The following is a 26452-nucleotide window of genomic DNA, read 5'->3' as shown; positions in this document are numbered from 1 at the left end:
AAAAGCGGCTCTCCCCTCAGAGGAGAGGGTCAGGGTGAGGGGGATTTTTATTTGCTGTCAGATTTGTATTCGTACTCGTAGTAACCGTAATCCTGATACCCACTCGCGCGACGGAAGATGGAGTTCAGGATCACCCCTTTGACCTCAATCCCGTTCTGCTCGAAGCGGCTCAGACTGGTTTCCACTTCTTTAATGGTGTTCACCGCATAGCGCGCGACCATCAACGTAGTACCAGCAAGACGGCCAACCACGGCGGCATCGGTCACGGCCAGAATTGGCGGAGTATCGATTAGCACCAGGTCGTAATGCTTACTTGCCCACTCCACCAGCTCAGCAAAACGCTCGCTCATCAGCAGTTCAGATGGGTTCGGCGGAATCTGTCCACGTGGGATCAGGTCGAATTTCGGGATCGTTGTCGGTTTTGCACTCTGGCCGATCTCACCTTTACCCAGCAGGATTTCCGACAGACCGTTAACGTTGTTGGTGCCCAGCAGTTCGTGGGTATAGCCTTTGCGCATATCGCAGTCGATCAGCAGCACACGCTTGTTGGTCTGGCTGACCACCGCCGCCAGGTTGGCGCAGACGAAGGTCTTACCGATTGAAGGGCTGACGCCGGTTAACATCAGGACGTTGTTTTTGGCCTGCATCATGGCAAAGTGCAGGCTGGTACGCAGGCTGCGGACCGCTTCGATGGCGAGGTCAGTCGGGTTACCCACCGCCAGCAACTGGCTCTGTTTGTAACGCTTAACGCCTTTGATGGTTTTGACGCTGTCACGGGATTTTTGCCATTCAGACAGCGGGATGCTGGCGTAGACGTTGATACCGTTCTCTTCCAGCACCTGCGGGCTTTCGATACCGCGGTTGAACAGCGAACGCAGCAGCACGCCAACGATGGAGAGCATCAGACCGAGAATAATGCTCCCGAGAATGATCAGCGCTTTCTTCGGCTTCAGCACACCAGGCTGAGTAATGGCCGGGTCAACAATACGGACGTCCCCGACGGTACTGGCTTCGGTGATTTTCAGCTCCTGCTGTTTGTTCAGCAGTTGCATATAAACCTGCTGGCCCGATTCCACGTCGCGGGTCAGACGCACGATCTCCTGCTGCGTTTTCGGCATCGCAGTCACGCGACCGTTGAGCTTTGCCTTTTCCTCTTCCAGCGTGCGGCGTTTCTCAAGCAGCGTGCGGTAGGCCGGGTGACGTTTGGTATAGAGCTTGGAAATCTCCGCCTCTTTGAAGGTCAACTCGTTGAGCTGAGCATCAATGTTGACCATCGAATCGAGAACCGATTTCGCCTCCAGCGGCAGGTCGACAGAGTCTTTATCCTGACGGTAGGCGTTCAGCTTGTTCTCGGCCTCATCCAGATGGGCGCGCACTTCCGGGAGTTGTTTCGCGAGGAAGGCCAGGCTTTTCGCCGCTTCCGCCGACTTACGCTCAACGTTCTGCTCAAGATAGTTGCGGGTGATACTGTTCAGGATATTGCGAATCTGATCTTTATCTTCACCGGTAAAGGTCATGCTCAGCACGCCGGTGTCCTTACCGTTTTCAGTGACGGTCAGGTTGTTTTGCAGATTGTTGATCATCCCCAGCGTGGAGAATTTGGTGACGGTGAATTCCCCCCCTTCGTGGGCGTTAATCGCGCTGACCATCATGCTGACGCCCTCTTTGGTCAGCATCTGTCCCACTTCGCCGCGCGCGCTAAAGCCCGCGTCGCTGGTCAACTGATACTGTTTCGGGCCGAGCACCGTCAGGGTAAAGGTCGGATCGGCTGCTCCTTTCGGCAGCACGAAGTCTGTGACCTTCACCGTGTCGTTGTTTCTGCCCATCAACCGATCCCAGCCCGCACCAAATATCGGGAAGGTATTTTTGGTGACGGAGATATCGAGCCCGAGGTCGTGAACCGTTTTACCCAGCACCAGACGTGACTGGATCAGCTGAATTTCAGCGTCGGAGGCCGGCGGTTTGTTCGCCAACGCAGAGCCGATATCCTGCACCAGCGAGTTGCCGGTATTTTGTTCAATCTGTACCAGCGCATCAGCGCTGTAGATAGGCGTTGCGAACAGCGTATAGACGACAGCGGCCGCGGCAAACACGGCGGTGATCCCAAGCACCCACCACTTTGCCTCTACAACCGTGCCGACCAGGCGCCCAATATCAATTTCATCACTGCCCGAAGTCGGGGCGGCAGAAGGTCTTGTTTTTTCGGTCATTGTTATCCCTGCTGAGCTTTCAGTGCCTGCGCCCACTGTTGGGCAGACTGGTCAAGTAAGGTGTAAACCGCCTCGAAGGCCTCATGGCTTTTGCGATACGGGTCAGGGATTTCGCGTTCATTGTCCCAGTGACCAAACAGCATCACCTTGCCGCGCATCTCCGGAGCGATATCGCACAGCGCATGAATATGGCGTTTTTCCATCGTCAGGATCAGGTCATACTCCCGGCACATCCGGCCGGTGACCTGGCGGGCAATGTGGCCATCAAGAGAAAGGTTATGATCCCGGGCCACGCTCGCTGCATGCTCATCAGCGCCTTTGCCGACCAGCGCCCCCAGCCCTGCAGACTCAACGACCAATGCAGGCTGGTACTGTTTCAGCAACCTTTCAGCCGTGGGGGAACGGCAAATGTTCCCCACGCATACCACCAGAATTTTGTTAAACATCATGGATTACCAGGTATGAATGTCGCGCGCCGTATCCGTCATGTAGCGAACGCCACTGATGGTTGGCAGCAACTGGTTGATCAGGCGGTTCCAGCGGGCAACCGGCGCGGTGGTGACGTACACCACATCGTATGGCTGGAGACGGAACTCCGTGGCCATTACCAGAGAGGTCGCATCGGACATATCCAACTGATAAATGTTGGCAATCTTGCCTTTCGCGCTGCCCTCACCTTTCAGTGGACGGATCACAAAGATGCCGCTGGCGTTAGACGAGGTCAGATCGATACCTTCCGCATTGCCCAGCGCTTCGGTCAGGGTCATACCGCTGAAGTCCATTTTGAGGGTGCTCTGTTTCTTCACCTCCCCCATCACGAAGACTTTCAGATCGTCATTGCGTGGCACGTAAAGAATGTCACCCGGATAGAGCAGTCGGTTCTGGGTCAGATCGCCGTTTTGCATCAGCGCCTGCAGAGAAATACGCTGCTCTTTACCGTTGTGGGTCAGCACCACGTTGCGCCAGTCGGCACCATCGGTTAAGCCACCCGCAGAGTTAATGGCGTCCAGCACAGTCAGTGGGACGTTGGTGATGGCCTGCTGACCAGATTTGTTCACCTGGCCGGAGATATAGGCCTTTTGCGAGCGGAATGCGGCGATATTAACGTCCACCTGCGGGTCAGCGATGTACTGCGCTAAGCGGCCGGTAATATCACTACGGATCTCGGCAAGCGTTTTTCCGGCAACATGCACTTTGCCGATATAGGGATAGAACATGGTGCCGTCAGATTGCACCCAGTTCCCGGTGTCGCTTGAGCTACGGTACTGACCCGCAGGGGTGGTCAGTTCAGGGTGATCCCAGACGGTCACGTTGATAACGTCACCCGGCCCCACGCGGTACTGGTAAGCGGCGATCTCCTGGTCCAGAGACATATTCGGCTGGGCAACATTTGGACGTGGACGCAATTGTTCCACCAGACGCGGCGTGAGCGGATAAACATTCACCATTTTGTCGAGATCAAAATCGGCATCTTGTTGTTTAATCACGTCCTTGCCCATCGTGGACATATTGCTGCCGGGAAAGACCGTACAACCGCTCATCAAGAGTGCAGATACCAATAATGGCATCAATTTCATTTTGGATTTCATCATTGATTATTTATCACTTTGGCAGAGTAATTATCCCGTTCAATTTAAATAAGCTCGTGTTGTATTGGGTTTCAGCATGCAGTTAATCAAATAGAAATATAACTGGCATCAGTCCTAAAAAAAGCTTATTCATCCATTGGCTCTTGACAGAATAACCGGGGCTGATTCACACGCTTTCAGACACGCTACCGCCCTTGGCTTTCAGTTACCAATCCACTGACTAAACAATGTGTTATGGATAGACACCCTCTTGAGGATGGTCTTCTGGAAATATATCAACCGCCTGAAACATCCAACGGACAATGAATAACCCTGTCTGAAGACCAAAACAATAATTGCAACACCGTGATTTAACATTTGGTGCCGGGAGAATTGTTGCAGCTTACCTAATAGCAGGCAAGGAGACATCTCTCTCAATATCTGTTTTTAAGATTAATATTAAGAGCAAAGTTTTCACCTTTTAGGATTTTCTTTATATTGACAATATAAAAATAAAAACCATTAGCTGCGATATATCCTAAAATTCCTTTCTGTAATTAAATCTACGCATTTACCTTATTTACAGTTTCAATCAATGCCATTCTGTTTAGTACATCGTATTAAGAGAAATCGCAGCCCGGCATTGCAATTTCTTTCAGCTTTATCCATGATCGAAGTGTGACATTGGTCATATAACAGAAGGTATTGCTATTACTATGGAATGGATTGCCGATCCATCAATCTGGGCCGGGCTGGTTACGCTGGTCGTCATCGAATTAGTTCTCGGTATTGATAATCTGGTCTTTATCGCCATCCTCGCTGAAAAGCTCCCCCCTTCCCAGCGCGACCGCGCGCGCGTAACGGGCTTACTGCTGGCGATGGCGATGCGACTGCTGCTGCTGGCGTCAATTTCCTGGCTTGTCACGCTAACTAAGCCACTGATTACTCTATACAATATCAGCTTTAGCGCCCGCGACCTGATCATGCTCTTCGGCGGGTTGTTCCTGTTGTTCAAAGCCACAGTAGAACTGAACGAACGGCTCGAAGGGAAAGACAGCGAAAATCCCACACAGCGACGGGGAGCTAAATTCTGGCCGGTCGTGGCACAGATTGTGGTACTGGATGCGGTCTTCTCTCTGGACTCGGTGATCACTGCCGTCGGGATGGTGGACCATCTTGCCGTCATGATGGCCGCGGTGATTATCGCCATCACGCTGATGGTAATGGCGAGCAAAGCGTTGACGCGGTTTGTGAACAGCCACCCGACCATCGTCATCCTCTGCCTGAGCTTCCTGCTAATGATTGGCTTTAGCCTGGTAGCCGACGGTTTTGGCTTCCATATTCCTAAAGGCTACCTGTACGCCGCGATCGGCTTCTCGGTGATGATTGAGTCACTGAACCAGCTCGCCATATTCAACCGTCGCCGCTTTTTGTCGGCAAACCAGAGCCTGCGTCAGCGCACTGCCGATACCGTGATGCGCCTGCTCAGCGGGCAAAAAGAGGATGCAGAATTAGATGCCGAATCTTCTGCGATGCTGGCCGATCATAACGACGGGCAGATCTTTAACCCGCAGGAGCGGCTAATGATTGAGCGGGTGCTCAATCTGAATCAGCGTTCAGTCAGCAGCATCATGACTTCACGTCATGATATCGAGCATATCGACCTGACAGCACCGGAAGAACACATTCGCGCATTGCTGGATAGAAATCAGCATACCCGTGTGGTCGTGACTGGCGGTGAGGAAGAGGAAGAGTTGCTGGGGGTGGTACATGTCATCGACCTGCTGCAACAACAGTTACACGGTGAAGCGTTAAACCTGCGCGCCCTGGTGCGTCAGCCACTGGTTTTCCCGGAGGGGCTGCACCTGCTCTCTGCTCTTGAGCAATTCCGTAACGCGCGCACGCACTTCGCTTTTGTAGTAGATGAGTTTGGTTCGGTTGAAGGACTGGTCACGCTCAGCGACGTGATGGAAACCATCGCCGGTAATTTACCCAACGAGGTGGATGAGATTGATGCCCGCCATGACATCCAGAAAAATGCTGACGGTTCCTGGACGGCCAACGGCCATATGCCGCTTGAGGACCTGGTGCAATATGTACCGCTACCGCTGGATGAAAAACGTGAATATCACACCATCGCCGGTCTGCTGATGGAGTATTTGCAGCGTATCCCGCAGCCGGGGGAAGAGGTTCAGGTGGGCGACTATCTGCTTAAAACGCTACAGATTGAAAACCATCGCGTGCAAAAGGTTCAAATCATCCCCCTGCGAGATGAAGAAGAGCTGGATTTTGAGGTGTAAAAAAAGCCGGGAGGCGGCAGCGCCTTACCCGGCACAACAGACATCAAAGCTTATCCAACAGCTTTTTCACATCTTTGCCTGTCTGTGAATCTTTATTACGATCCGCCCAGCTGTTAAGCCGACGTTTGGCTTCATCCTGCAGATGCTTACGCAGGATCTGATCCACCTGAAGGCTGTAATTCAGCGCCTGCCATTTACCATATACGCTAAGCGGAATCGGCGTCTCTTTCAGGAAGTCAATCAGCTTACTTTCACCCTGCCAGCCGGAAAGTACCCTTACATTAAAACGGGTGTCCGCCGTCTCTTTCACCAGATCCAGTGAACCGTCTCCCGTCAGTGACAGCATGGAAGAGGTTCCTTCCATGCTGTCCAGAGTAAGCTGTCCGTTATCCAGCGTCAGGTCGGTGGTGAAGCTGTCGAGGCGCGTGGCGCTATCGTAGTTTTCCTGGGCTTTCACATCACTGCTGCGTTCAACCGCCTGCTGCACCAGCTGTTGGAAGTTAAGGCCTTCCATGCGGGAGTTTTTCAGATCAACATGCGCCTGCCCCTGCCACTCGCGACGGAAAGCATCGGCATCAATTTTTGTACCGGAGAAGTCACCCGCCAGCGTCAACTGCCCGGTCAGAGATATCGGGTAGTTGAAGGCTTTCAGGATGGTACCAATCTCAATGTTATCGAGACGCGGCTGGAATTCGACGCTGGCAACATCTTTACGGACATCCAGCGTGCCCGGCAGTGAGAGGTGTCCGGTCCCCAGTTTGCCGCTCAGTTCAGAGATCACCAGCAAACCGTTATGGTTGAACATCTGGCTGCTTACATCGGTAAAATCAATGCCGCGCCAGCGCAGGCTATTGGCTTTCAGCAGAATATCTGCCGTGAATCCGCGCAGGGCATTATAGTCAGGCTGTTCAAGATTCGACGAGATAACCGGGCGTGAGACCGGTGTCTGGCTTTGCCCCGTTTGCGTGGCATCGCTGTCCGTTGCGCTTGCAGGCAGAGGGGGCAGCAGGTTTTCCAGGTTAAGCTTGTCAAACTGCAGATTCAAAACCCACTTCGGTTTTTCCTCGAGAGAGACGCTCGCCTGCCCTTTCAGGCTACTGTCATTCGCCTGCAGGTTGAGGTTGTCCAGTTCCAGCTGTTTTTGTTCTTCACGCCACACGGCCTGCAACGTTCCCTGACCGGTTATCCCCTGAGAGGGCAGATCGGCTCCCGTCAGTTGCCAGTTCAGTTGCTGAATGTCGGCGGTAAGCTGATGCGGATAATCCGATGCATTCACGTTGGCATTCAGCGACAGGGTCAGATCGCGCTGATCGCGGTTCACCCGTCCGCTAAATTCCACCGTTGCCAGATGATGCGCATCCTGTTCCATCTGCAGGTTGATATTTCTTACGGTAACCTGCTCCTCATCCTCATGCTGGAAAACTAACACGCTATCAGCAACTTTCAGTTTACCAATATCAAAGGACCAGCCCGTATCAGACGGTTCATCGGGCAGGGTGTTTTCTCGCGGCGCAACCGGCGCATTCGCGTCACGAACGGCTTCGGTTTGCGGAGTGAGCTGAATCACCGCGCCTTTCAGCATCACCTGATTAACCTGCAGCTGGTGAGAGAACAGCGGGATTAGTGCCACATCGAGACGCATGTTATCCGCTGAGACCAGTGGCAAAGCAGCCCCCGGCGCCGTTAATGACATGCGACCAGAGAGAATGCTGAGCTGTGGCCAGACGTGCCAGCGCAGCGACCCGTCAAGCTTCAGTTGATAACCACTGCGTGCCTCGACCTGCCGCACCATGTAAGTGCGGAAATCGTTCGGGTTAACCAGCAAAACCAACGCCGAAAGGCCAGCAACCAGCACCACCAGCAAAATCATCAGCGTTGTCAGAACTCTTCTCATGGCATCCTCGATGGACTAACGATCAGTCTTTATCAATACGGCTGGCAACCGCGCCCTGCTGGTCGCGATATTTTGCGTCCTGACGGCGGTTATAAGGACGATCGGCAGGACCTGACAGAGGTTCAAAGCTTAACGCGCCGATCATCATTCCAGGGCGTAGAGCCAGAGGCAGTTTACCGGCATTGAAGAACTCCAGTACGATACGGCCAGACCAGCCGGGATCAATACGGTGCGCGGTTACGTGAACCATCAACCCCAGACGCGCCAGTGATGAGCGACCATCCAGCCAGCCAACCAGGTCCGCTGGCAGCGTCACGGATTCATACGTCACCGCCAGCGCCAGTTCACCTGGGTGCAAATAAAAGGCTTCGCCTTCGTCAATGACGATTTCGTCACTCATCACGCGATCGAGCGCGGCGCTGACTTCATCCTTCGGCCCGCTGAGGTCGATGAACGGCGCGGTGTGGCCACTAAAGGTACGGAATTTATTCCCCAACCGCACATCAACGGTCACACCATTGATACGCTCCACCGGTGGACGTGGGGTAATAGACAAACGGCCTTCATCCAGCCAGGCTTCAATATCGCGATCACAAAGACGCATGGCACTTTCTCCTTTCATGCATCGTACCCTGAGGCGGTAAACACTCAGGGTAAAACCAGGTTATCTCTGAACGGTACACAATTCACGCGGCTTATTCAAAAAACTGGCTGATTTTCGCTTTTAAGATATCAATAGCTATGCGGTTTTTGCCCCCACGCGGCACGATGATATCGGCGTATTGCTTGGACGGTTCAATAAATTGCAGGAACATTGGGCGGACCGTTTTCTGGTATTGCGCCATGACGGAGTCCATCGAACGACCGCGCTCATTAACGTCACGTTTGATGCGGCGCATCAGGCAGATATCCAGCGGGGTATCGACGAAAATAGAGAAGTTCATGGACTCACGCAGACGGGCATCAGTGAGAAGCAGAATGCCTTCCAGGATGATGACCTTCTTCGGCTCGATGCGGATAGTTTCCTGAGTGCGGGTATGTTCTACATAACTGTAAACCGGCAGTTCAATCGCCTGGCCGCTCTTAAGCGCTTCCAGATGCTGGAACAGTAAACTGTGATCCATTGCATTTGGGTGGTCATAGTTGGTTTTTACACGCTCTTCCATCGACAGATGGGATTGATCTTTGTAATAGCTGTCTTCGGGAATGACGCCGATGTGCTCATCACCTACTTGTTCACGCAGTTCGCGATAAAGCGTACTGGCAATTAGACTTTTACCTGAAGCCGATGCGCCGGCGATGCCTATAATGACGCACTGATGAGACTTATCAGTCATAAATTTAGCGACCTGATTAACCTGGATGTTAAGGAAGGACGACGCCGGAGCGTCAAACGCGGCAATTATAGGGATTTCGGGAGCGTGATACCAGTCGAAAGCACAGGTTCTGCGAGACAGCCTGAAAAGTGACGCATTCTTCCTTTAGTTAAATTTAAATGAACACTTTTTCAGCAATTAACATGGATTTTTTTAAGAGTAACTATTTAATAAGTCTATGATGTCAAATTATGAGCAGTCACCATATGAATTGTAAATTGTTTGTACTAGCATAAACCAAATTATCAAATTCACTCGTCCGGACTTCTTTCCTGGCGGCATGGCGTCTCTGGATAAAGCGGTAATGAATAAACAATACCAGCGGGTTTTGGTTACCACCCCACATCCTTTATTACGACTTGTCTGTCTGGGCCTGGTCACCTTTATCTTTACCTTATTTTCGCTTGAGCTAACTCGCTTCGGTACTCTGCTGGCGCCGCTCTGGTTTCCCACCGCCATCATGATGGTGGCGTTTTACCGCCATGCGGGAAAAATGTGGCCGGGGATTGCTCTGGCCTGTTCGTTTGGCAATATTTTGGCTTCATGGATGTTGTTTTCGTGGGGGGCGACAAGCTTCATCTACCCCTCAATCAACGTGATTGAAGCTGTGATTGGCGCGTTGCTACTGCGCAAATTGCTCCCGTGGTATAACCCGCTGCAAAATCTGAATGACTGGATCCGTCTGGCCATTGGCAGCGCGCTGGTGCCACCACTGATGGGCGGTGTTCTGGTCTATTTTCTGGTCCCTACTCCAGAACCACTGCGTAATTTCCTCGTCTGGGTCTTGTCTGAAGCCATCGGTGCGCTGGCGCTGGTGCCGTTAGGATTGCTTTTTAAACCGCATTATCTGCTGCGCCATCGTGATCCGAGATTACTGCTTGAAACGCTGACCACCATGGCGGTGACGTTAGTCCTCAGTTGGGCAGCTATCAGCTGGCTGCCGTGGCCCTTTACCTGCGTTATCGTTCTGCTTATGTGGAGTGCCGTACGCCTGCCGCGAATGGAAGCGTTCATGGTGTTTCTGGTCACCGTTATGGTGGTTTCCCTGATGATCGCCCGTAACCCTCTGGCGTTGACCACTCAGCATACTAACGCCATGTTGAATGCGCCGTGGCTACCGTTCCTGATGCTGCTTCTGCCTGCCAACGTAATGACCATGGTGATGTATGCTTTCCGCGCAGAACGCAAACACATTACCGAGAGCGAGGAGCGTTTTCGTAACGCGATGGAGTATTCCGCTATCGGGATGGCGCTGGTCAGCATTGAGGGCAAATGGCTTCAGGCCAACAAGGCACTGTGCAACTTTCTCGGTTACAGCCAGAGTGAGCTCCAGTCGCTCACCTTCCAGCAGTTAACCTGGCCGGAAGATTTGCATACCGACCTGAAACAACTGGAGCAACTGGTCAACGGAGAGATTAATACCTACACCCTTGAGAAGCGCTACTACACGCGCAATGGAGAGGTGGTCTGGGCGCTTCTTGCTGTCTCTGTCGTGCGTCATACCGACGGCTCACCCCTCTATTTTATTGCCCAGATCGAAGATATTAATGACCTGAAGCAGACCGAGTGGGTCAACAAACGCCTGATGGAGCGTATTACGCTTGCCAACGAAGCGGGGGGGATCGGCATCTGGGAGTGGGACCTGGAGCCTGACATTATTAGCTGGGACAAACGGATGTTCGAGCTGTATGAAATACCGCTGCACATCAAGCCCACCTGGCAACTCTGGCATGAAACGATGCTGCCTGAGGATCGCGCGCATGCAGAAAAGGTGCTGCGGGACTCTCTGATCGCCCGTTTGCCGTTTAAGCTTGAATTCCGCATCCGCGTGAAGGACGGCGTGCGACATATCCGCTCTCTGGCGAACCGGGTGCTGAACAAGCAGGGCGAAGTCGAACGCCTGCTCGGTATCAACATGGACATGACCGAAGTTAAGCAACTCAACGAGGCCCTGTTCCAGGAAAAAGAGCGTCTGCACATAACCCTCGACTCCATCGGCGAAGCGGTGCTGTGCACCGATATCAACATGAATGTCACCTTCATGAACCCGGTTGCCGAAAAAATGAGCGGCTGGCTGCAGACCGAAGCTATCGGTCAGCCCATCCTGCGGGTGCTGCATATTACCTTTGGTGAAAAAGGGCCGCTGATGGAGAACATTCATAGCGGTGATATGTCCCGTTCCGATATCGATCAGGACGTGGTCCTGAACTGCCGCACCGGCGGTAATTTTGATATTCATTACAGCATTACGCCGCTCAGCACACTGGACGGACAAAACATTGGCTCGGTTATCGTGATTCAGGATGTGACAGAGTTGCGCAAAATGCTGCGCCAGTTGAGTTACAGCGCCTCCCACGATGCCCTGACCCACCTGGCAAACCGGGTTAGCTTCGAAAATCATCTCAAACGGCTCTTGCAGACCGTTCGCGAAACGCGCCAGCGCCATGCGCTGGTCTTTATCGATCTTGATCGTTTCAAAGCGGTCAACGATACGGCAGGCCACGCCGCAGGTGATGCCCTGCTCAGGGAGCTCTCTTCATTAATGTTGACCATGCTTCGCTCGAGTGATGTGCTGGCGCGTCTGGGCGGGGACGAATTCGGTTTGCTGTTGCCGGACTGCAACATAGAGAGCGCACGTTATATCGCCAGCCGCCTGATCCATACCATCAATGGCTATCACTTTATGTGGGAAGGACGCCTGCACAGAATTGGTGCCAGCGCAGGTATCACGTTGATTGATGAAAATAATCATCAGGCATCGGAAATCATGTCACAGGCTGATATCGCCTGTTATGCCTCGAAAAACAGTGGGCGCGGCATCGTCACGGTTTACGAACCTCAGCAGGAGCGGGACCACAGCGCACGCAGCATGATGTCACTGGATGAACAGTGGCACATGATTAAAGACAATCATCTGATGATGATAGCCCGCAGTGTCGCCTCGCCACGCATACCGGAAAGCTGTAACTTCTGGCTCATTTCGTTACGCCTGTGGACCAGCCAGGGCGAAGTACAGGAAGAACACGCCTTCCGATCTGGCCTGGCGGAGCCTGAGCTGTTGCACGCTCTCGACAGACGGATCTTTAGCGAATTTTTCCGTACCTCTGCCGCACAGGTTGCCAGTAAAGGTATGGGCGTTGCACTGCCGCTTTCTGAAGCCGGTTTGGCCAGCGTGACGCTGGTCGATGAACTTCTCGACCTGCTGGATAAAAGCCCACTGCCGGGCCGTCTTCTGCATCTGATCATCCCTGCCGATGTGGTGTGCAACCCGGATGAAAACCTGCAACGGGGGCTGCAAAAGCTTCGTCAGGCGGGTTGTCGCGTGATCTTCAGTCAGGTGGGGCGTGACATGAACGTCTTTACCCACCTGAGCGCGAATATGGCCGACTATCTAATGCTGGATGCGGAAGTGGTAACCAATGTTTATGGCAACCTGATGGATGAAATGATGGTGACTATCATCCAGGGCCATGCCCAGCGCCTGGGGATGAAAACCATCGCGGGTCCCTGTAATCAGCCGATCATGATGGATACACTCTCTGGCATCGGGCTCGATTTTATTTATGGTGACACGATTGCCGAGCCACAGCCGCTGGATCTACTTCTCAATACCAGTTATTTCGCTATCAACTGACGGCGCCCAGCCGTCGGTATACCAGATGTGCAGCAGCGCGTAAGAGCGCCAGGGCTGCCAGCGCTGAGCATAGCGACGAATTTGCGCTGGCGTCATCCCGGCAAAGCGTTGCTTAATCAGATAATCATCCGGCAGAAAAACATCCTTCGCCTGCCAGCCGCGCAGAGCCAGATAGTTTGCCGTCCAGCGCCCTATTCCAGGCCGCTGTTGCAAGGCCTTCATGCCTGCCTCAACATCCTCAGGTGGCGTCAGCGGAAACGTGCCTTCAATGACCGATTGCGCCAGATGAATCAACGACTCAGCGCGTTTGACCGGCATCCCGAGCGCTTTCAGCGACAGCGGGTCCGTTGCGGCCAGCGCTTGTGGTGTGGGGAAGCAGACATAGCCTGGCGAATCGTTTACCGGTTCGCCGCACAGCGCCACCACGCGCGACGTCAGTTTCGCCGCCATCGCCACGCTCACCAGCTGCCCGAGAATCGCCCGCACGCCCTGCTCGTACGCGTCCATCGCCCCCGGCAAACGCAAGCCTGGCCGTGCAACGCCGAGATCGCCAAGCGTCTTGTGAATTTCATGCGGATCGCAGGCCAGATCGAACAGACGCCCAATACGTTCAAGACAGGTTTGCGCAACCGGGATTAACCCGAGGCTCAGCGTCACCTGTAGCGTGTGGGTCAGGTTATCCGGTGTAACGCGAAAGATCCCCTGGTGCCCCTCACAGGCGAAACTGCGCTCGTAATAGTATTCAGTGACGGTCTCAACGCCCTCTACCGCACGAGCGCCAAGAAAGCCAAACATCCATTGCCAGTCATAAGGGGGTTGCCAGGTCAGGGTATACATTGTCGCTCCTTTTTTGTTCCCCTCAGCATAAACCGAAAGACCTTGTTTCGCCTTGCTTTCATATTCCTGTTGTCGCGATGCAGACATTTCGTTAAAGTCTCGCCCCTTCTCACTGGCATGGGGATTATTCGTGTTTATTGGATTTGACTACGGTACGGCAAACTGCTCGGTTGCAATTATGCAGGACGGACAGCCACAGCTCCTGAAAATGGAAAAAGAGAGTACGCTGCTGCCCTCAATGCTCTGCGCACCTACCCGCGAAGCGGTCAGCGAATGGCTGTTCCGCCATCATCAGGTTCCGGCCACCGCGGCGGAGACTCAGGCATTGCTGCGCCGCGCGGTCAGTTTTAACCGCGAGGAAGATATCGACGTTACGCCTTCCAGCGTGCAGTTCGGCCTATCTTCGCTCGGGCACTACATCGAAGATCCCGAAGAGGTTTACTTCGTTAAATCACCAAAATCCTTCCTGGGTGCCAGCGGTCTGAAGCCACAGCAGGTGGCGATGTTTGAAGATCTGGTCTGCGCCATGATGCTGCACATTCGCAATCAGGCGCAAACCCAGGTGTCGCAAGCGATCACCCAGGCGGTGATTGGCCGTCCGATCAACTTCCAGGGTCTGGGGGGAGATGACGCTAACCAGCAGGCGCAGGGTATCCTTGAACGTGCGGCGCACCGTGCAGGCTTCCGTGACGTGGTGTTCCAGTATGAGCCCGTTGCGGCGGGACTGGATTTTGAAGCCACACTGACGGAAGAGAAACGCGTATTAGTCGTGGATATCGGCGGCGGTACGACGGACTGCTCGCTGCTGCTGATGGGGCCACAATGGCATAACCGTCGCGACCGCGAAAACAGCTTGCTGGGGCACAGTGGCTGCCGTATCGGCGGTAACGATCTCGATATTGCCCTGGCGTTCAAGAGCCTGATGCCACTGCTCGGCATGGGCGGACAAACTGAAAAAGGTATCGCTCTGCCAATCCTGCCATGGTGGAACGCTATCGCGATTAACGACGTCCCGGCGCAGAGTGATTTTTACAGCACTGCAAATGGCCGTTTCCTGAACGACCTGGTACGCGACGCGCAGGACGCCGAAAAAGTCGCCCTGCTGTATAAAGTGTGGCGTCAGCGTCTTAGCTATCGCGTGGTACGTACCGCAGAAGAGAGCAAAATCGCCCTTTCCGACCGCGCTGAGCATGCGGTCTCCTTGCCGTTTATCAGCGACGATCTGGCCACTGCGATTTCTCAGGACGGGCTGGAGGCTGCGCTCGCGCAGCCGCTGCAGCGTATTCTGGAGCAGGTGCAGCTGGCGCTGGAAAACGGCAAAGAGAAACCGGACGTTATCTATCTGACCGGGGGGAGCGCGCGTTCACCGCTGATCAAAAAAGCGCTGGCGGAACAGCTGCCGGGCATTCCGATTGCGGGTGGCGATGACTTTGGTTCCGTTACCGCCGGTCTGGCGCGCTGGGCGCAGGTGATGTTTAGCTAGTCTCATTGTGCCGGGTGGCGTATCCGCTCCACCCGGCTAAAAAGAGCACCATACTCAGACCATTCCTGACAGTCTTCCATATTTCCTCCATTTTTCCGCTGTGTTACCTGACTAAACTAGTATCATTCCCCGAAGTATTCAGGATGAGAACGTATAACGATGAAAGGCCGTAATAAATCCCGCTGGGCAATCGCCGCTGGCATCATTGTGGTGGTTCTTGCCGCCGCCTGGTACTGGCACAGTCAATCCGCAAACTCCGCAGCACCCGCGGGTGCCACCAGCCAGCCACAGCGCCCGACGGGTGGAGGGCGTCACGGTATGCGCGGCGGTGCGCTGGCACCTGTACAGGCAGCTACGGCAGTGAATAAAGCCGTTCCGCGCTATCTTACAGGTCTTGGGACTATTACCGCCGCCAACACCGTAACAGTACGCAGTCGCGTCGATGGCCAGCTGATGGCTATTCACTTCCAGGAAGGTCAGCAGGTCAAAGCGGGCGATCTGTTGGCGGAAATCGACCCGAGCCAGTTCAAGGTGGCGCTGGCCCAGGCGCAGGGACAGCTCGCAAAGGACAACGCCACGCTCGCCAATGCCCGGCGCGATTTAGCGCGTTACCAGCAGCTGGTCAAAACCAACCTGGTATCGCGGCAGGAGCTGGACACCCAGCAGTCGCTGGTCAGCGAAACGCAGGGCACCATTAAAGCCGATGAAGCTGCCGTCGCCAGTGCACAGCTGCAGCTGGACTGGAGCCGCATCACCGCGCCGATTGACGGGCGCGTGGGCCTGAAGCAGGTCGATATCGGTAACCAAATCTCAAGCGGCGACACCACGGGCATCGTAGTGATCACCCAAACCCACCCGATTGATTTAGTCTTTACCCTACCGGAAAGCGACATTGCGACCGTGGTGCAGGCGCAAAAAGCCGGTAAAGGCCTGGTGGTGGAAGCCTGGGACCGCACCAACAAGCAGAAACTCAGCGAAGGTTCCCTGCTCAGCCTGGACAACCAGATCGACACCACCACCGGCACCATCAAGCTCAAAGCACGGTTTAACAACCAGGACGACGCCCTCTTCCCGAACCAGTTCGTCAATGCGCGGATGCTGGTTGCGACCGAAGAAAACGCTGTGGTGATCCCATCGGCGGCACTGCAGATGGGTAATGAAGGGAACTTTGTCTGGGTACTGAACAGCGACAATAAAGTCAGTAAACATCTGGTGAAAACCGGGATTCAGGACAGCCAGATGGTGGTCATCAGCGCCGGACTTTCCGCGGGCGACCGCGTGGTCACCGACGGCATTGACCGTCTGACCGAAGGGGCGAAAGTGGAAGTGGTTGAGCCTGCAAAACAGGGGGAGAAAGCCTGATGCAGGTCATGCCTCCAGATTCTACAGGTGGGCCGTCACGCCTGTTCATTTTACGTCCTGTCGCAACCACGCTGCTGATGGTGGCAATTCTGCTGGCCGGGATTATCGGCTATCGCTTCCTGCCCGTTTCGGCGCTCCCGGAAGTGGATTACCCCACCATTCAGGTGGTAACGCTTTATCCTGGCGCCAGCCCGGACGTGGTGACGTCAGCCATTACCGCGCCGCTGGAGCGTCAGTTCGGTCAAATGTCTGGCCTGAAGCAGATGTCCTCCCAGAGTTCCGGCGGCGCATCCGTCGTGACGCTGCAGTTCCAGCTAACGCTGTCGCTGGACGTCGCCGAGCAGGAGGTACAGGCCGCCATCAACGCGGCCACCAACCTGCTGCCGTCAGACCTGCCTAATCCACCGGTCTACAGCAAGGTGAACCCGGCGGATCCACCGATCATGACGCTTGCCGTCACCTCTTCCGCCATGCCGATGACGCAGGTGGAAGATATGGTCGAAACCCGCGTGGCGCAGAAGATTTCTCAGGTTTCCGGCGTTGGCCTCGTCACGCTGGCGGGCGGGCAACGCCCGGCGGTACGCGTGAAGCTCAACGCCCAGGCGATTGCCGCTCTGGGGTTGACTAGCGAAACCATTCGCAGCGCCATCAGCAATGCTAACGTCAACTCGGCGAAGGGCTCGCTGGACGGACCAACCCGTGCCGTTACGCTCTCCGCGAACGACCAGATGCAGTCCGCCGATGAATACCGTCAGCTGATTATCGCCTACCAGAACGGTGCGCCGGTGCGTCTGGGTGATGTGGCGACCGTCGAACAAGGAGCGGAAAACAGCTGGCTGGGTGCCTGGGCCAACAAACAGCAGGCGATCGTGATGAACGTCCAGCGTCAGCCGGGCGCAAACATCATTGAAACCGCCGACAGCATCCGCACCATGTTGCCGCAGCTGATCGAAAGCCTGCCGAAATCGGTCAGCGTGAAGGTGCTTTCCGACCGTACCACGAATATTCGCGCGTCGGTCACCGACACCCAGTTCGAGCTGATGCTGGCGATTGCGCTGGTGGTGATGATTATCTATCTGTTCCTGCGCAACGTTCCGGCAACCATCATTCCCGCCGTCGCCGTCCCGCTCTCGCTGGTGGGGACGTTTGCGGTGATGGTGTTCCTCGATTTCTCAATCAATAACCTGACGCTGATGGCGCTCACCATCGCCACCGGGTTCGTGGTGGATGATGCCATCGTGGTTATCGAGAACATCTCGCGCTATATCGAGAAAGGGGAAAAACCGCTGGCGGCCGCGCTAAAAGGTGCGGGTGAGATCGGCTTTACCATTATCTCGTTGACCTTCTCGCTGATTGCGGTGCTGATCCCGCTGCTGTTTATGGGCGATATCGTCGGCCGTCTGTTCCGCGAGTTTGCCGTGACCCTGGCGGTCGCCATATTGATTTCTGCGGTCGTCTCGCTGACGCTGACCCCGATGATGTGCGCCCGCATGCTAAGCCATGAGTCCCTGCGCAAGCAAAACCGTTTCTCCCGCGCCTCCGAACGCATGTTTGAACGTATTATCGCGGCGTACGGACGTCTGCTGGCGAAAGTGCTCAACCATCCGTGGGCAACGCTCGGCGTGGCACTCGGTACGCTGGCGCTCAGCGTCTTACTGTGGATCGTGATCCCGAAGGGCTTTTTCCCGATTCAGGACAACGGCATTATTCAGGGCACGCTTCAGGCACCGCAGTCGGTCTCCTTCGCTAACATGGCCCAGCGGCAGCAGCAGGTATCTGAGATCATCATGAAAGATCCGGCGGTGGAGAGCCTGACCTCCTATGTCGGCGTGGATGGCACCAACCCCTCTCTGAACAGCGCACGTCTGCAAATCAACCTTAAACCATTGAGTCAGCGCGACGATCGCGTAAACGCGGTGATTGAACGTCTGCAAGATTCCGTGGCGCGCGTGCCTGGCGTGGAACTGTATCTGCAGCCGATTCAGGATTTGACCATTGATACCCAGGTCAGCCGCACCCAGTACCAGTTCACGCTGCAGGCCACCACGCTTGATGCCCTCAGCACCTGGGTACCGCAGCTGGTGGATAAGCTAAAAACCCTGCCGCAGCTCTCTGACGTCAGCAGCGACTGGCAGGACAAAGGTCTGGCAGCGTATGTGAATGTGAATCGTGACACCGCCAGCCGTCTGGGCATCACGATGGCAGACGTCGATAACGCGCTGTATAACGCCTTTGGGCAGCGACTGATCTCCACGATTTACACTCAGGCGAATCAGTATCGCGTGGTGCTGGAGCACAACACCGAGCACACGCCTGGCCTGGCGGGGCTGGACTCGGTACGCCTGACCAGCAAAGACGGGGGAATTGTGCCATTAAGCGCCATCTCGACCGTGGAAGAGCGCTATACCCCGCTGTCGATTAACCATCTGGACCAGTTCCCGTCCACCACCATTTCTTTCAACGTACCGGATAACTATTCTCTTGGCGAAGCCGTGGAAGCGATTCTGGCCGCAGAGAAAACGCTGAGCTTCCCGTCCGATATTCAGACCCAGTTCCAGGGCAGTACGCTGGCGTTTCAGGCGGCGCTCGGCAACACCATCTGGCTGATTGTCGCGGCGGTGGTCGCAATGTATATCGTGCTCGGCGTGCTGTATGAAAGCTTTATCCATCCGATCACCATCCTCTCTACCCTGCCGACGGCAGGTGTCGGGGCACTGCTGGCATTGATGCTGGCGGGTAGCGAGCTGGATGTGATTGCGATTATCGGCATCATCCTGCTTATCGGGATCGTGAAGAAAAACGCCATTATGATGATCGACTTTGCTCTTGCTGCCGAGCGCGAGCAGGGGATGAACCCGCGCGATGCGATTTTCCAGGCCTGCCTGCTGCGTTTTCGTCCGATCCTGATGACCACCCTGGCCGCCCTGCTGGGCGCGCTGCCGCTGATGCTCAGTACCGGCGTCGGCGCGGAGCTGCGACGTCCGCTGGGGATCGGCATGGTCGGCGGTCTGCTGGTGAGCCAGGTGCTGACCCTCTTCACCACGCCGGTGATCTACCTGCTGTTCGACCGCCTGGCGCTGTGGACCAAAAGCCGCTTCCCGAAACGTGAAGAGGAGGCATAAGTGAAGTTTTTCGCCCTCTTCATTTATCGCCCGGTGGCGACGATTTTAATCTCGCTCGCCATCACCCTTTGCGGCGTACTGGGATTCCGGCTGCTGCCGGTGGCTCCCCTGCCGCAGGTAGATTTTCCGGTGATCATGGTTAGCGCCTCGCTGCCTGGCGCATCGCCGGAAACGATGGCCTCGTCAGTCGCCACACCGCTGGAACGGTCACTCGGGCGGATTGCCGGAATTAATGAGATGACCTCCAGCAGCTCGCTGGGCAGCACGCGTATCATTCTGGAGTTCAGCTTCGATCGGGATATTAACGGTGCGGCACGCGACGTGCAGGCCGCCATTAACGCCGCGCAAAGCCTGCTCCCGAGCGGAATGCCGAGCCGCCCGACCTACCGCAAGGCTAACCCGTCCGATGCGCCGATCATGATCCTGACGCTGACCTCGGATACCTACTCGCAGGGGCAGCTTTACGACTTTGCGTCTACCCAGCTGGCGCAGACAATCTCACAAATTAACGGCGTCGGTGACGTGAGCGTCGGCGGGAGCTCCCTGCCCGCCGTGCGCGTGGGCTTAAACCCACAGGCGCTGTTCAACCAGGGCGTGTCGCTGGACGACGTGCGCTCCGCCATCAGCACTGCCAACGTCCGTAAACCGCAGGGTGCCGTCGAGAACAACAGCCATCGCTGGCAGATCCAGACGAACGACGAGCTAAAAACTGCCGCCGAATATCAGCCGCTGATCGTCCACTATAACAACGGTGCAGCGGTACGTTTAAGCGACGTGGCCAGCGTCACGGACTCGGTGCAGGACGTGCGTAACGCCGGGATGACCAACGCCAAACCGGCGATTTTGCTGATGATCCGCAAGCTGCCGGAAGCCAACATTATTGAGACGGTGAACAGCATCCGCGCGCGTCTTCCGGTGTTGCAGGAGACGATCCCGGCTGAGATCGATTTGCAGATTGCCCAGGATCGCTCCCCAACCATTCGCGCCTCGCTTGAAGAGGTGGAGCAAACCCTGGTTATCTCCGTCGCGCTGGTGATCCTGGTGGTCTTCCTGTTCCTGCGATCCGGCCGCGCGACGCTGATCCCGGCAGTCGCCGTACCGGTGTCGCTGATTGGTACCTTTGCCGCCATGTATCTGTGTGGCTTTAGCCTCAACAACCTGTCGCTGATGGCCTTGACCATCGCAACGGGATTTGTGGTCGATGACGCCATCGTGGTGCTGGAAAATATATCCCGCCATCTGGAAGCAGGTGTCAAACCGCTACAGGCGGCGCTTCAGGGAACGCGCGAGGTAGGCTTTACGGTGCTCTCCATGAGCCTGTCACTGGTGGCAGTGTTCCTGCCGCTGCTGCTGATGGGCGGGCTGCCGGGCCGGTTACTGCGGGAGTTTGCCGTCACCCTCTCCGTCGCTATCGGTATTTCGCTGATCATCTCCCTTACGCTCACGCCGATGATGTGCGGCTGGATGTTAAAACGCAGCCAACCGCACTCGCAGCCGCGCCGTAAAGGCTTTGGTCGCATCCTGATGGCCATACAGGAGCGCTACGGCAAATCACTGAAATGGGTGCTGAACCATACCCGCCTGGTCGGCCTGGTGCTCATCGGTACCATTGTGCTCAACGTCTGGATGTACATCACCATCCCGAAAACCTTCTTCCCGGAACAGGATACCGGGGTGTTGATGGGCGGTATTCAGGCTGACCAGAGCATTTCGTTCCAGGCGATGCGCGGCAAGCTGCAGGACTTTATGAAGATCATTCGTGAAGACAAAGCCGTGGATAACGTCACCGGCTTTACAGGCGGGTCGCGCGTCAACAGCGGAATGATGTTTATTACTCTAAAACCGCGCGGAGAGCGCAACGAAACCGCCCAGCAGGTGATTGACCGTCTTAGGGTGAAACTCGCCAAAGAGCCCGGTGCCAATCTGTTTTTGATGGCCGTTCAGGATATCCGCGTTGGCGGGCGTCAGGCGAACGCCAGCTATCAGTACACGCTGCTCTCTGATGATTTGGCCGCCCTGCGCGAGTGGGAGCCGAAGATCCGCAAGGCGCTGGCCGCCCTGCCGGAGCTGGCGGACGTGAATTCCGATCAGCAGGACAACGGTGCAGAGATGGCCCTGACCTACGACCGCGAGACCATGTCACGTCTGGGTATTAATGTTGAAGCCGCCAACAGCCTGCTGAACAATGCCTTCGGTCAGCGCGAGATCTCCACCATCTATCAGCCGATGAACCAGTATAAAGTGGTGATGGAAGTTGATCCGCGTTACACCCAGGACATTAGTGCCCTGGATAAAATGTTTGTGATCAATAACGATGGCAAGGCGATACCGCTCTCGTACTTTGCCAGCTGGCGGCCTGCCAACGCGCCGCTGTCGGTGAACCATCAGGGGTTGTCGGCAGCATCGACCATCTCCTTTAACCTGCCAGCCGGTTCATCACTTTCCGAGGCCAGTGATGCGATCAACCGCGCGATGACACAGCTTGGCGTGCCGTCTACCGTACGCGGTAGCTTTGCCGGAACGGCGCAGGTATTCCAGGACACAATGAACTCGCAGGTGATTTTGATCCTGGCCGCCATTGCCACGGTCTATATTGTGCTTGGCGTACTGTATGAGAGTTACGTTCATCCGCTGACGATCCTCTCGACGCTGCCGTCGGCGGGTGTCGGGGCATTGCTTGCGCTGGAGTTGTTTGGTGCGCCATTCAGCTTAATCGCCTTAATCGGGATCATGCTATTAATCGGCATTGTGAAGAAAAATGCGATCATGATGGTGGACTTCGCGCTGGATGCTCAGCGTAACGGCAACCTGTCGCCAGAAGAGGCGATATACCAGGCCTGTCTGCTGCGTTTTCGTCCGATCATGATGACCACCCTGGCGGCGCTGTTTGGCGCGCTGCCGCTGGTTATCTCGGGCGGAGACGGCTCAGAGCTGCGCCAGCCGCTGGGGATCACCATTGTCGGCGGTCTGGTCATGAGCCAGCTGCTGACGCTGTACACCACGCCGGTGGTCTATCTGTTCTTTGACCGTCTGCGACTGCGTTTTTCGCGGAAAAACAGAACTACGGTGACCGAATAAATGACCGACCTCCCCGCTAACGTTCGCTGGCAACTATGGATTGTCGCCTTCGGCTTCTTTATGCAGTCGCTGGACACGACCATCGTCAATACCGCCCTCCCCTCGATGGCGAAAAGTCTGGGAGAGAGTCCGCTGCATATGCATATGGTGATTGTCTCCTACGTACTGACGGTTGCGGTGATGCTGCCGGCCAGCGGCTGGCTGGCGGACAAAGTCGGCGTGCGGAATATCTTCTTTACCGCGATCGTCTTGTTTACCACGGGTTCGCTGTTTTGCGCTCAGGCCAACACCCTCGACCAGCTAATCATGGCGCGGGTGTTGCAGGGTGTTGGCGGGGCGATGATGGTCCCCGTCGGAAGGTTAACAGTTATGAAAATTGTTCCACGTGAGCAATACATGGCGGCAATGACCTTTGTGACTCTTCCCGGTCAGGTGGGGCCGCTGCTGGGCCCGGCGCTGGGCGGTATGCTGGTGGAATACGCGTCCTGGCATTGGATCTTCTTAATCAACCTTCCTGTTGGCATCATCGGTGCCATTGCCACGCTGATGCTGATGCCTAACTACACCATGCAAACCCGACGCTTTGATTTCTTTGGTTTTATCCTGCTGGCGGGAGGAATGGCAACGCTGACGCTGGCACTCGACGGACAAAAAGGTCTTGGGATTTCGCCCCTGACGCTCGGGCTCCTGATCGCGCTCGGCGTTACCGCCATACTGTGGTACCTGTGGCACGCCAGAGGTAACGATAAAGCGCTGTTCAGCCTGAACTTGTTTAAAAACCCCACCTATCGCCTTGGCCTGTTCGGCAGCTTCGCCGGGCGAGTCGGCAGCGGCATGCTGCCGTTTATGACACCCGTTTTCCTGCAAATCGGAATGGGATTTTCGCCGTTCCACGCGGGCCTGATGATGATCCCGATGGTGCTCGGCAGCATGGGAATGAAGCGAATCGTGGTGCAGGTAGTGAACCGCTTTGGCTACCGTCACGTGCTGGTAACCGCCACGCTGGGTCTGGCGCTGGTCAGCCTGCTGTTTATGGCCGTGGCGCTGATGGGCTGGTACTACGTTCTGCCGCTGGTGCTGTTCTGCCAGGGGATCATTAACTCCATGCGTTTCTCGTCGATGAACACGCTGACGCTGAAGGACCTGCCGGACGATCTGGCGAGCAGCGGCAACAGCCTGCTGTCGATGGTTATGCAACTGTCGATGAGCGTGGGCGTCACCGTAGCGGGTTTACTGCTCGGTATGTACGGACAACACCATCTCAGCGTTGATACCCCGGTCGCGCATCAGGTCTTTTTATACACCTATCTCAGCATGGCGGTCATCATCGCCCTGCCCGCTTTCATCTTCGCCAGAGTGCCTGATGATACCAGCAAGAATGTCGTTATCCGGCGCAGTAAAAGGAGTGAATCATGAAATTCTGGCGACCGGGCATTACCGGTAAGCTCTTTGTCGCAATATTTGCCACCTGTATTGTCCTGCTGATCACCATGCACTGGGCCGTGCGGATCAGCTTTGAGCGCGGTTTTATTGATTACATCAAGCATGGCAATGAACAGCGTTTACAGGGCTTAAGCGATGCGCTGAGTGAACAGTACGCCCAGCACGGCAACTGGCGTTTTCTGCGCAACAACGACCGCTTTATTTTCCAGATCTTGCGCTCGCTTGAGCATGACACCGGTGACGATCGCCCTGGGCCTGGCATGCCCCCGCACGGCTGGCGCACGCAGTTCTGGGTGATCGATCAGGATATGCGCCCGCTGGTTGGCCCGCGCGCGCCGATTCCGCCGGACGGCACCCGTCGTGCGATCAAAGTGAATAACGCGACCGTCGGCTGGGTTATCGCCTCGCCGGTGGAGCGCCTGACGCGTAATACCGATATTAACTTTGACCGTCAGCAGCGTCGGACAAGCTGGCTGATTGTCGCCCTCTCCACCCTGCTCGCCGCGCTTGCCACCTTCCCGCTGGCGCGCGGTCTGCTCGCCCCGGTGAAACGGCTGGTGGAGGGCACGCACAAGCTGGCCGCTGGGGATTTCACGACCCGCGTCGATACCCGCAGCCAGGATGAACTGGGTAAGCTGGCTCAGGACTTTAACCAGCTCGCCAGTACCCTGGAGAAAAACCAGCAGATGCGCCGCGATTTTATGGCCGACATTTCGCACGAGCTGCGCACCCCTCTGGCGGTGCTGCGCGGCGAGCTGGAGGCCATTCAGGATGGTGTACGCCAGTTCACGCCTGAATCGGTGGCCTCATTGCAGGCCGAAGTGGGCACGCTCACCAAACTGGTGGATGACCTCCACCAGCTCTCTATGTCCGACGAAGGGGCGCTGGCCTACCAGAAAGCGCCCGTCGACGTGATTAGCGTCCTGGAAGTCACCACCGGCGCTTTCCGGGAACGTTTTGCCAGCCGCAATCTGAAAATTGATCTCTCTTTGCCAGACAGCGCGGTGGTGTTTGGCGACAAAGACCGGCTGATGCAGCTTTTCAACAACCTGCTGGAAAACAGCCTGCGCTACACCGACAGCGGTGGCGGGCTGCATATCTCCGGCAAACAGGAAAACGGGAACTTTGCCCTGACCTTTGCCGATTCCACCCCCGGCGTGCAGGACGCACAGCTGGAAAAACTGTTTGAGCGTTTCTACCGTACCGAAGGCTCGCGCAACCGTGCCAGCGGCGGTTCCGGTCTGGGACTGGCAATTTGCGTTAACATCGTTGAGGCGCATAATGGCACGATCCGCGCCGCCCATTCGCCTTTTGGCGGGGTTAGCATTACAGTAGAGTTACCTCTGGAACGGGATTTATCGAGAGAAGCATGACTGAGTTACCGATTGACGAAAACACGCCGCGCATTTTGATTGTGGAAGATGAGCCGAAACTTGGGCAGTTACTGATCGACTATTTACGCGCGGCAAGCTATGCCCCGTCGCTGATTAATCATGGCGACCAGGTGCTGCCGTACGTGCGCCAGACGCCGCCGGACCTGATCCTGCTGGATCTGATGCTCCCCGGTACCGATGGCCTGACCCTGTGCCGGGAAATTCGTCGCTTCTCCGACGTGCCCATCGTCATGGTCACTGCCAAAATTGAAGAGATTGACCGCCTGCTGGGCCTCGAAATCGGTGCAGATGATTACATCTGTAAACCCTACAGCCCACGTGAAGTCGTCGCCCGCGTGAAAACCATTCTGCGCCGCTGCAAGCCTCATCGTGAACTGCAGGTGCTGGACGCAGAAAGTCCGCTGATTGTGGATGAAAGCCGTTTTCAGGCGAGCTGGCGTAACAAGATGCTGGACCTGACCCCTGCTGAGTTCCGCCTGCTGAAAACCCTCTCCCACGAACCGGGGAAAGTCTTCTCCCGCGAACAGTTGCTGAACCGCCTGTATGACGATTACCGGGTGGTGACCGACCGCACCATCGACAGCCATATCAAGAACCTGCGCCGTAAGCTGGAAGCGCTGGATGCCGAGCAGTCGTTTATTCGCGCGGTGTATGGCGTGGGGTATAGATGGGAAGCGGATGCATGCAGGATTGCGTGACATTTTCGCTATCAAACCCGCCACCGGCGGGTTTTTCATTTCTGGAATCCACA

At 55.7% G+C, this 26452-nt stretch carries 16 protein-coding genes; 9 read left to right on the top strand and 7 right to left on the bottom strand.

Annotated features, from left to right (window positions below):
• Positions 1-47 precede the first annotated feature (47 nt).
• From wzc to AC0XWG_RS15515, 3 genes are read right to left on the bottom strand one after another with little or no spacing between them, the layout of a single operon-like run.
• On the bottom strand, positions 48-2210 hold the full coding sequence (wzc, locus tag AC0XWG_RS15525; RefSeq protein ID WP_475680803.1) for a tyrosine-protein kinase Wzc: 2163 nt from the start codon (positions 2208-2210) through the stop codon (positions 48-50).
• Positions 2211-2212: 2 nt separating this feature from the next.
• Positions 2213-2656 (bottom strand): low molecular weight protein-tyrosine-phosphatase Wzb, encoded by a 444-nt coding sequence (gene wzb / locus AC0XWG_RS15520; RefSeq protein ID WP_028016367.1) that lies wholly within the window; start codon positions 2654-2656, stop codon positions 2213-2215.
• Between the two features lie 6 nt (positions 2657-2662).
• A complete protein-coding gene (locus tag AC0XWG_RS15515; protein ID WP_028016366.1) occupies positions 2663-3802 on the bottom strand; it encodes a polysaccharide export protein in 1140 nt (379 codons plus the stop codon).
• A 692-nt stretch (positions 3803-4494) separates the two neighbouring features.
• Here AC0XWG_RS15515 and AC0XWG_RS15510 point away from each other — a divergent pair.
• Positions 4495-6078, top strand: a complete 1584-nt coding sequence (locus tag AC0XWG_RS15510) for a TerC family protein (protein ID WP_475680802.1) — start codon at positions 4495-4497, stop codon at positions 6076-6078.
• Between the two features lie 43 nt (positions 6079-6121).
• Here the strand turns inward: AC0XWG_RS15510 and asmA are convergent, their stop codons facing one another.
• The 3 genes from asmA to udk all read right to left on the bottom strand — a co-directional run bounded on the left by asmA (position 6122) and on the right by udk (position 9309).
• Positions 6122-7972 (bottom strand): outer membrane assembly protein AsmA, encoded by a 1851-nt coding sequence (gene asmA / locus AC0XWG_RS15505; RefSeq protein WP_475680801.1) that lies wholly within the window; start codon positions 7970-7972, stop codon positions 6122-6124.
• Positions 7973-7994: 22 nt separating this feature from the next.
• Complete coding sequence (dcd, locus tag AC0XWG_RS15500) at positions 7995-8576, bottom strand: dCTP deaminase (protein WP_028016363.1); 582 nt, start codon at positions 8574-8576, stop codon at positions 7995-7997.
• 91 nt (positions 8577-8667) lie between these two features.
• Positions 8668-9309, bottom strand: coding sequence for a uridine kinase (gene udk, locus AC0XWG_RS15495; RefSeq protein WP_008500855.1), 642 nt, complete (start codon positions 9307-9309; stop codon positions 8668-8670).
• 343 nt (positions 9310-9652) lie between these two features.
• Between udk and AC0XWG_RS15490 the strand changes: the two genes are divergently transcribed.
• The gene (locus AC0XWG_RS15490; protein WP_475680800.1) at positions 9653-12982 is read left to right on the top strand and encodes a diguanylate cyclase; all 3330 of its coding nucleotides are present in this window, start codon (positions 9653-9655) and stop codon (positions 12980-12982) included.
• Here AC0XWG_RS15490 and alkA read toward each other — a convergent pair.
• Positions 12947-13819, bottom strand: a complete 873-nt coding sequence (gene alkA / locus AC0XWG_RS15485; RefSeq protein ID WP_475680799.1) for a DNA-3-methyladenine glycosylase 2 — start codon at positions 13817-13819, stop codon at positions 12947-12949. The genes AC0XWG_RS15490 and alkA overlap by 36 nt on opposite strands.
• Positions 13820-13949: 130 nt before the next feature.
• On the opposite strand from alkA, the gene yegD reads away from it, so the two are divergent.
• The 7 genes from yegD (at position 13950) to baeR (ending at position 26399) form a co-directional block, all read left to right on the top strand.
• Positions 13950-15302, top strand: coding sequence for a molecular chaperone (gene yegD / locus AC0XWG_RS15480; RefSeq protein WP_475680798.1), 1353 nt, complete (start codon positions 13950-13952; stop codon positions 15300-15302).
• A 159-nt stretch (positions 15303-15461) separates the two neighbouring features.
• The gene (locus AC0XWG_RS15475) at positions 15462-16664 is read left to right on the top strand and encodes an MdtA/MuxA family multidrug efflux RND transporter periplasmic adaptor subunit (RefSeq protein WP_475680797.1); all 1203 of its coding nucleotides are present in this window, start codon (positions 15462-15464) and stop codon (positions 16662-16664) included.
• The gene (locus AC0XWG_RS15470) at positions 16664-19786 is read left to right on the top strand and encodes an MdtB/MuxB family multidrug efflux RND transporter permease subunit (protein WP_475680796.1); all 3123 of its coding nucleotides are present in this window, start codon (positions 16664-16666) and stop codon (positions 19784-19786) included. The genes AC0XWG_RS15475 and AC0XWG_RS15470 overlap by 1 nt, the downstream gene beginning before the upstream one ends.
• Positions 19787-22864, top strand: a complete 3078-nt coding sequence (mdtC, locus tag AC0XWG_RS15465) for a multidrug efflux RND transporter permease subunit MdtC (RefSeq protein WP_475680795.1) — start codon at positions 19787-19789, stop codon at positions 22862-22864. It abuts the gene before it with no gap.
• On the top strand, positions 22865-24280 hold the full coding sequence (mdtD, locus tag AC0XWG_RS15460) for an MFS transporter (RefSeq protein ID WP_129325217.1): 1416 nt from the start codon (positions 22865-22867) through the stop codon (positions 24278-24280).
• A complete protein-coding gene (gene baeS, locus AC0XWG_RS15455; RefSeq protein WP_028016355.1) occupies positions 24277-25680 on the top strand; it encodes an envelope stress sensor histidine kinase BaeS in 1404 nt (467 codons plus the stop codon). Before mdtD ends, baeS begins: the two co-directional genes overlap by 4 nt.
• Positions 25677-26399 (top strand): envelope stress response regulator BaeR, encoded by a 723-nt coding sequence (gene baeR, locus AC0XWG_RS15450; RefSeq protein ID WP_028016354.1) that lies wholly within the window; start codon positions 25677-25679, stop codon positions 26397-26399. The genes baeS and baeR overlap by 4 nt, the downstream gene beginning before the upstream one ends.
• The last annotated feature ends 53 nt before the right edge of the window (positions 26400-26452 follow it).

Source organism: Enterobacter sp. DVT3837, assembly GCF_056238685.1.
The sequence above is the reverse complement of the archived record's forward strand: the minus strand, read 5'-3'. Positions and strand labels throughout refer to the sequence as shown.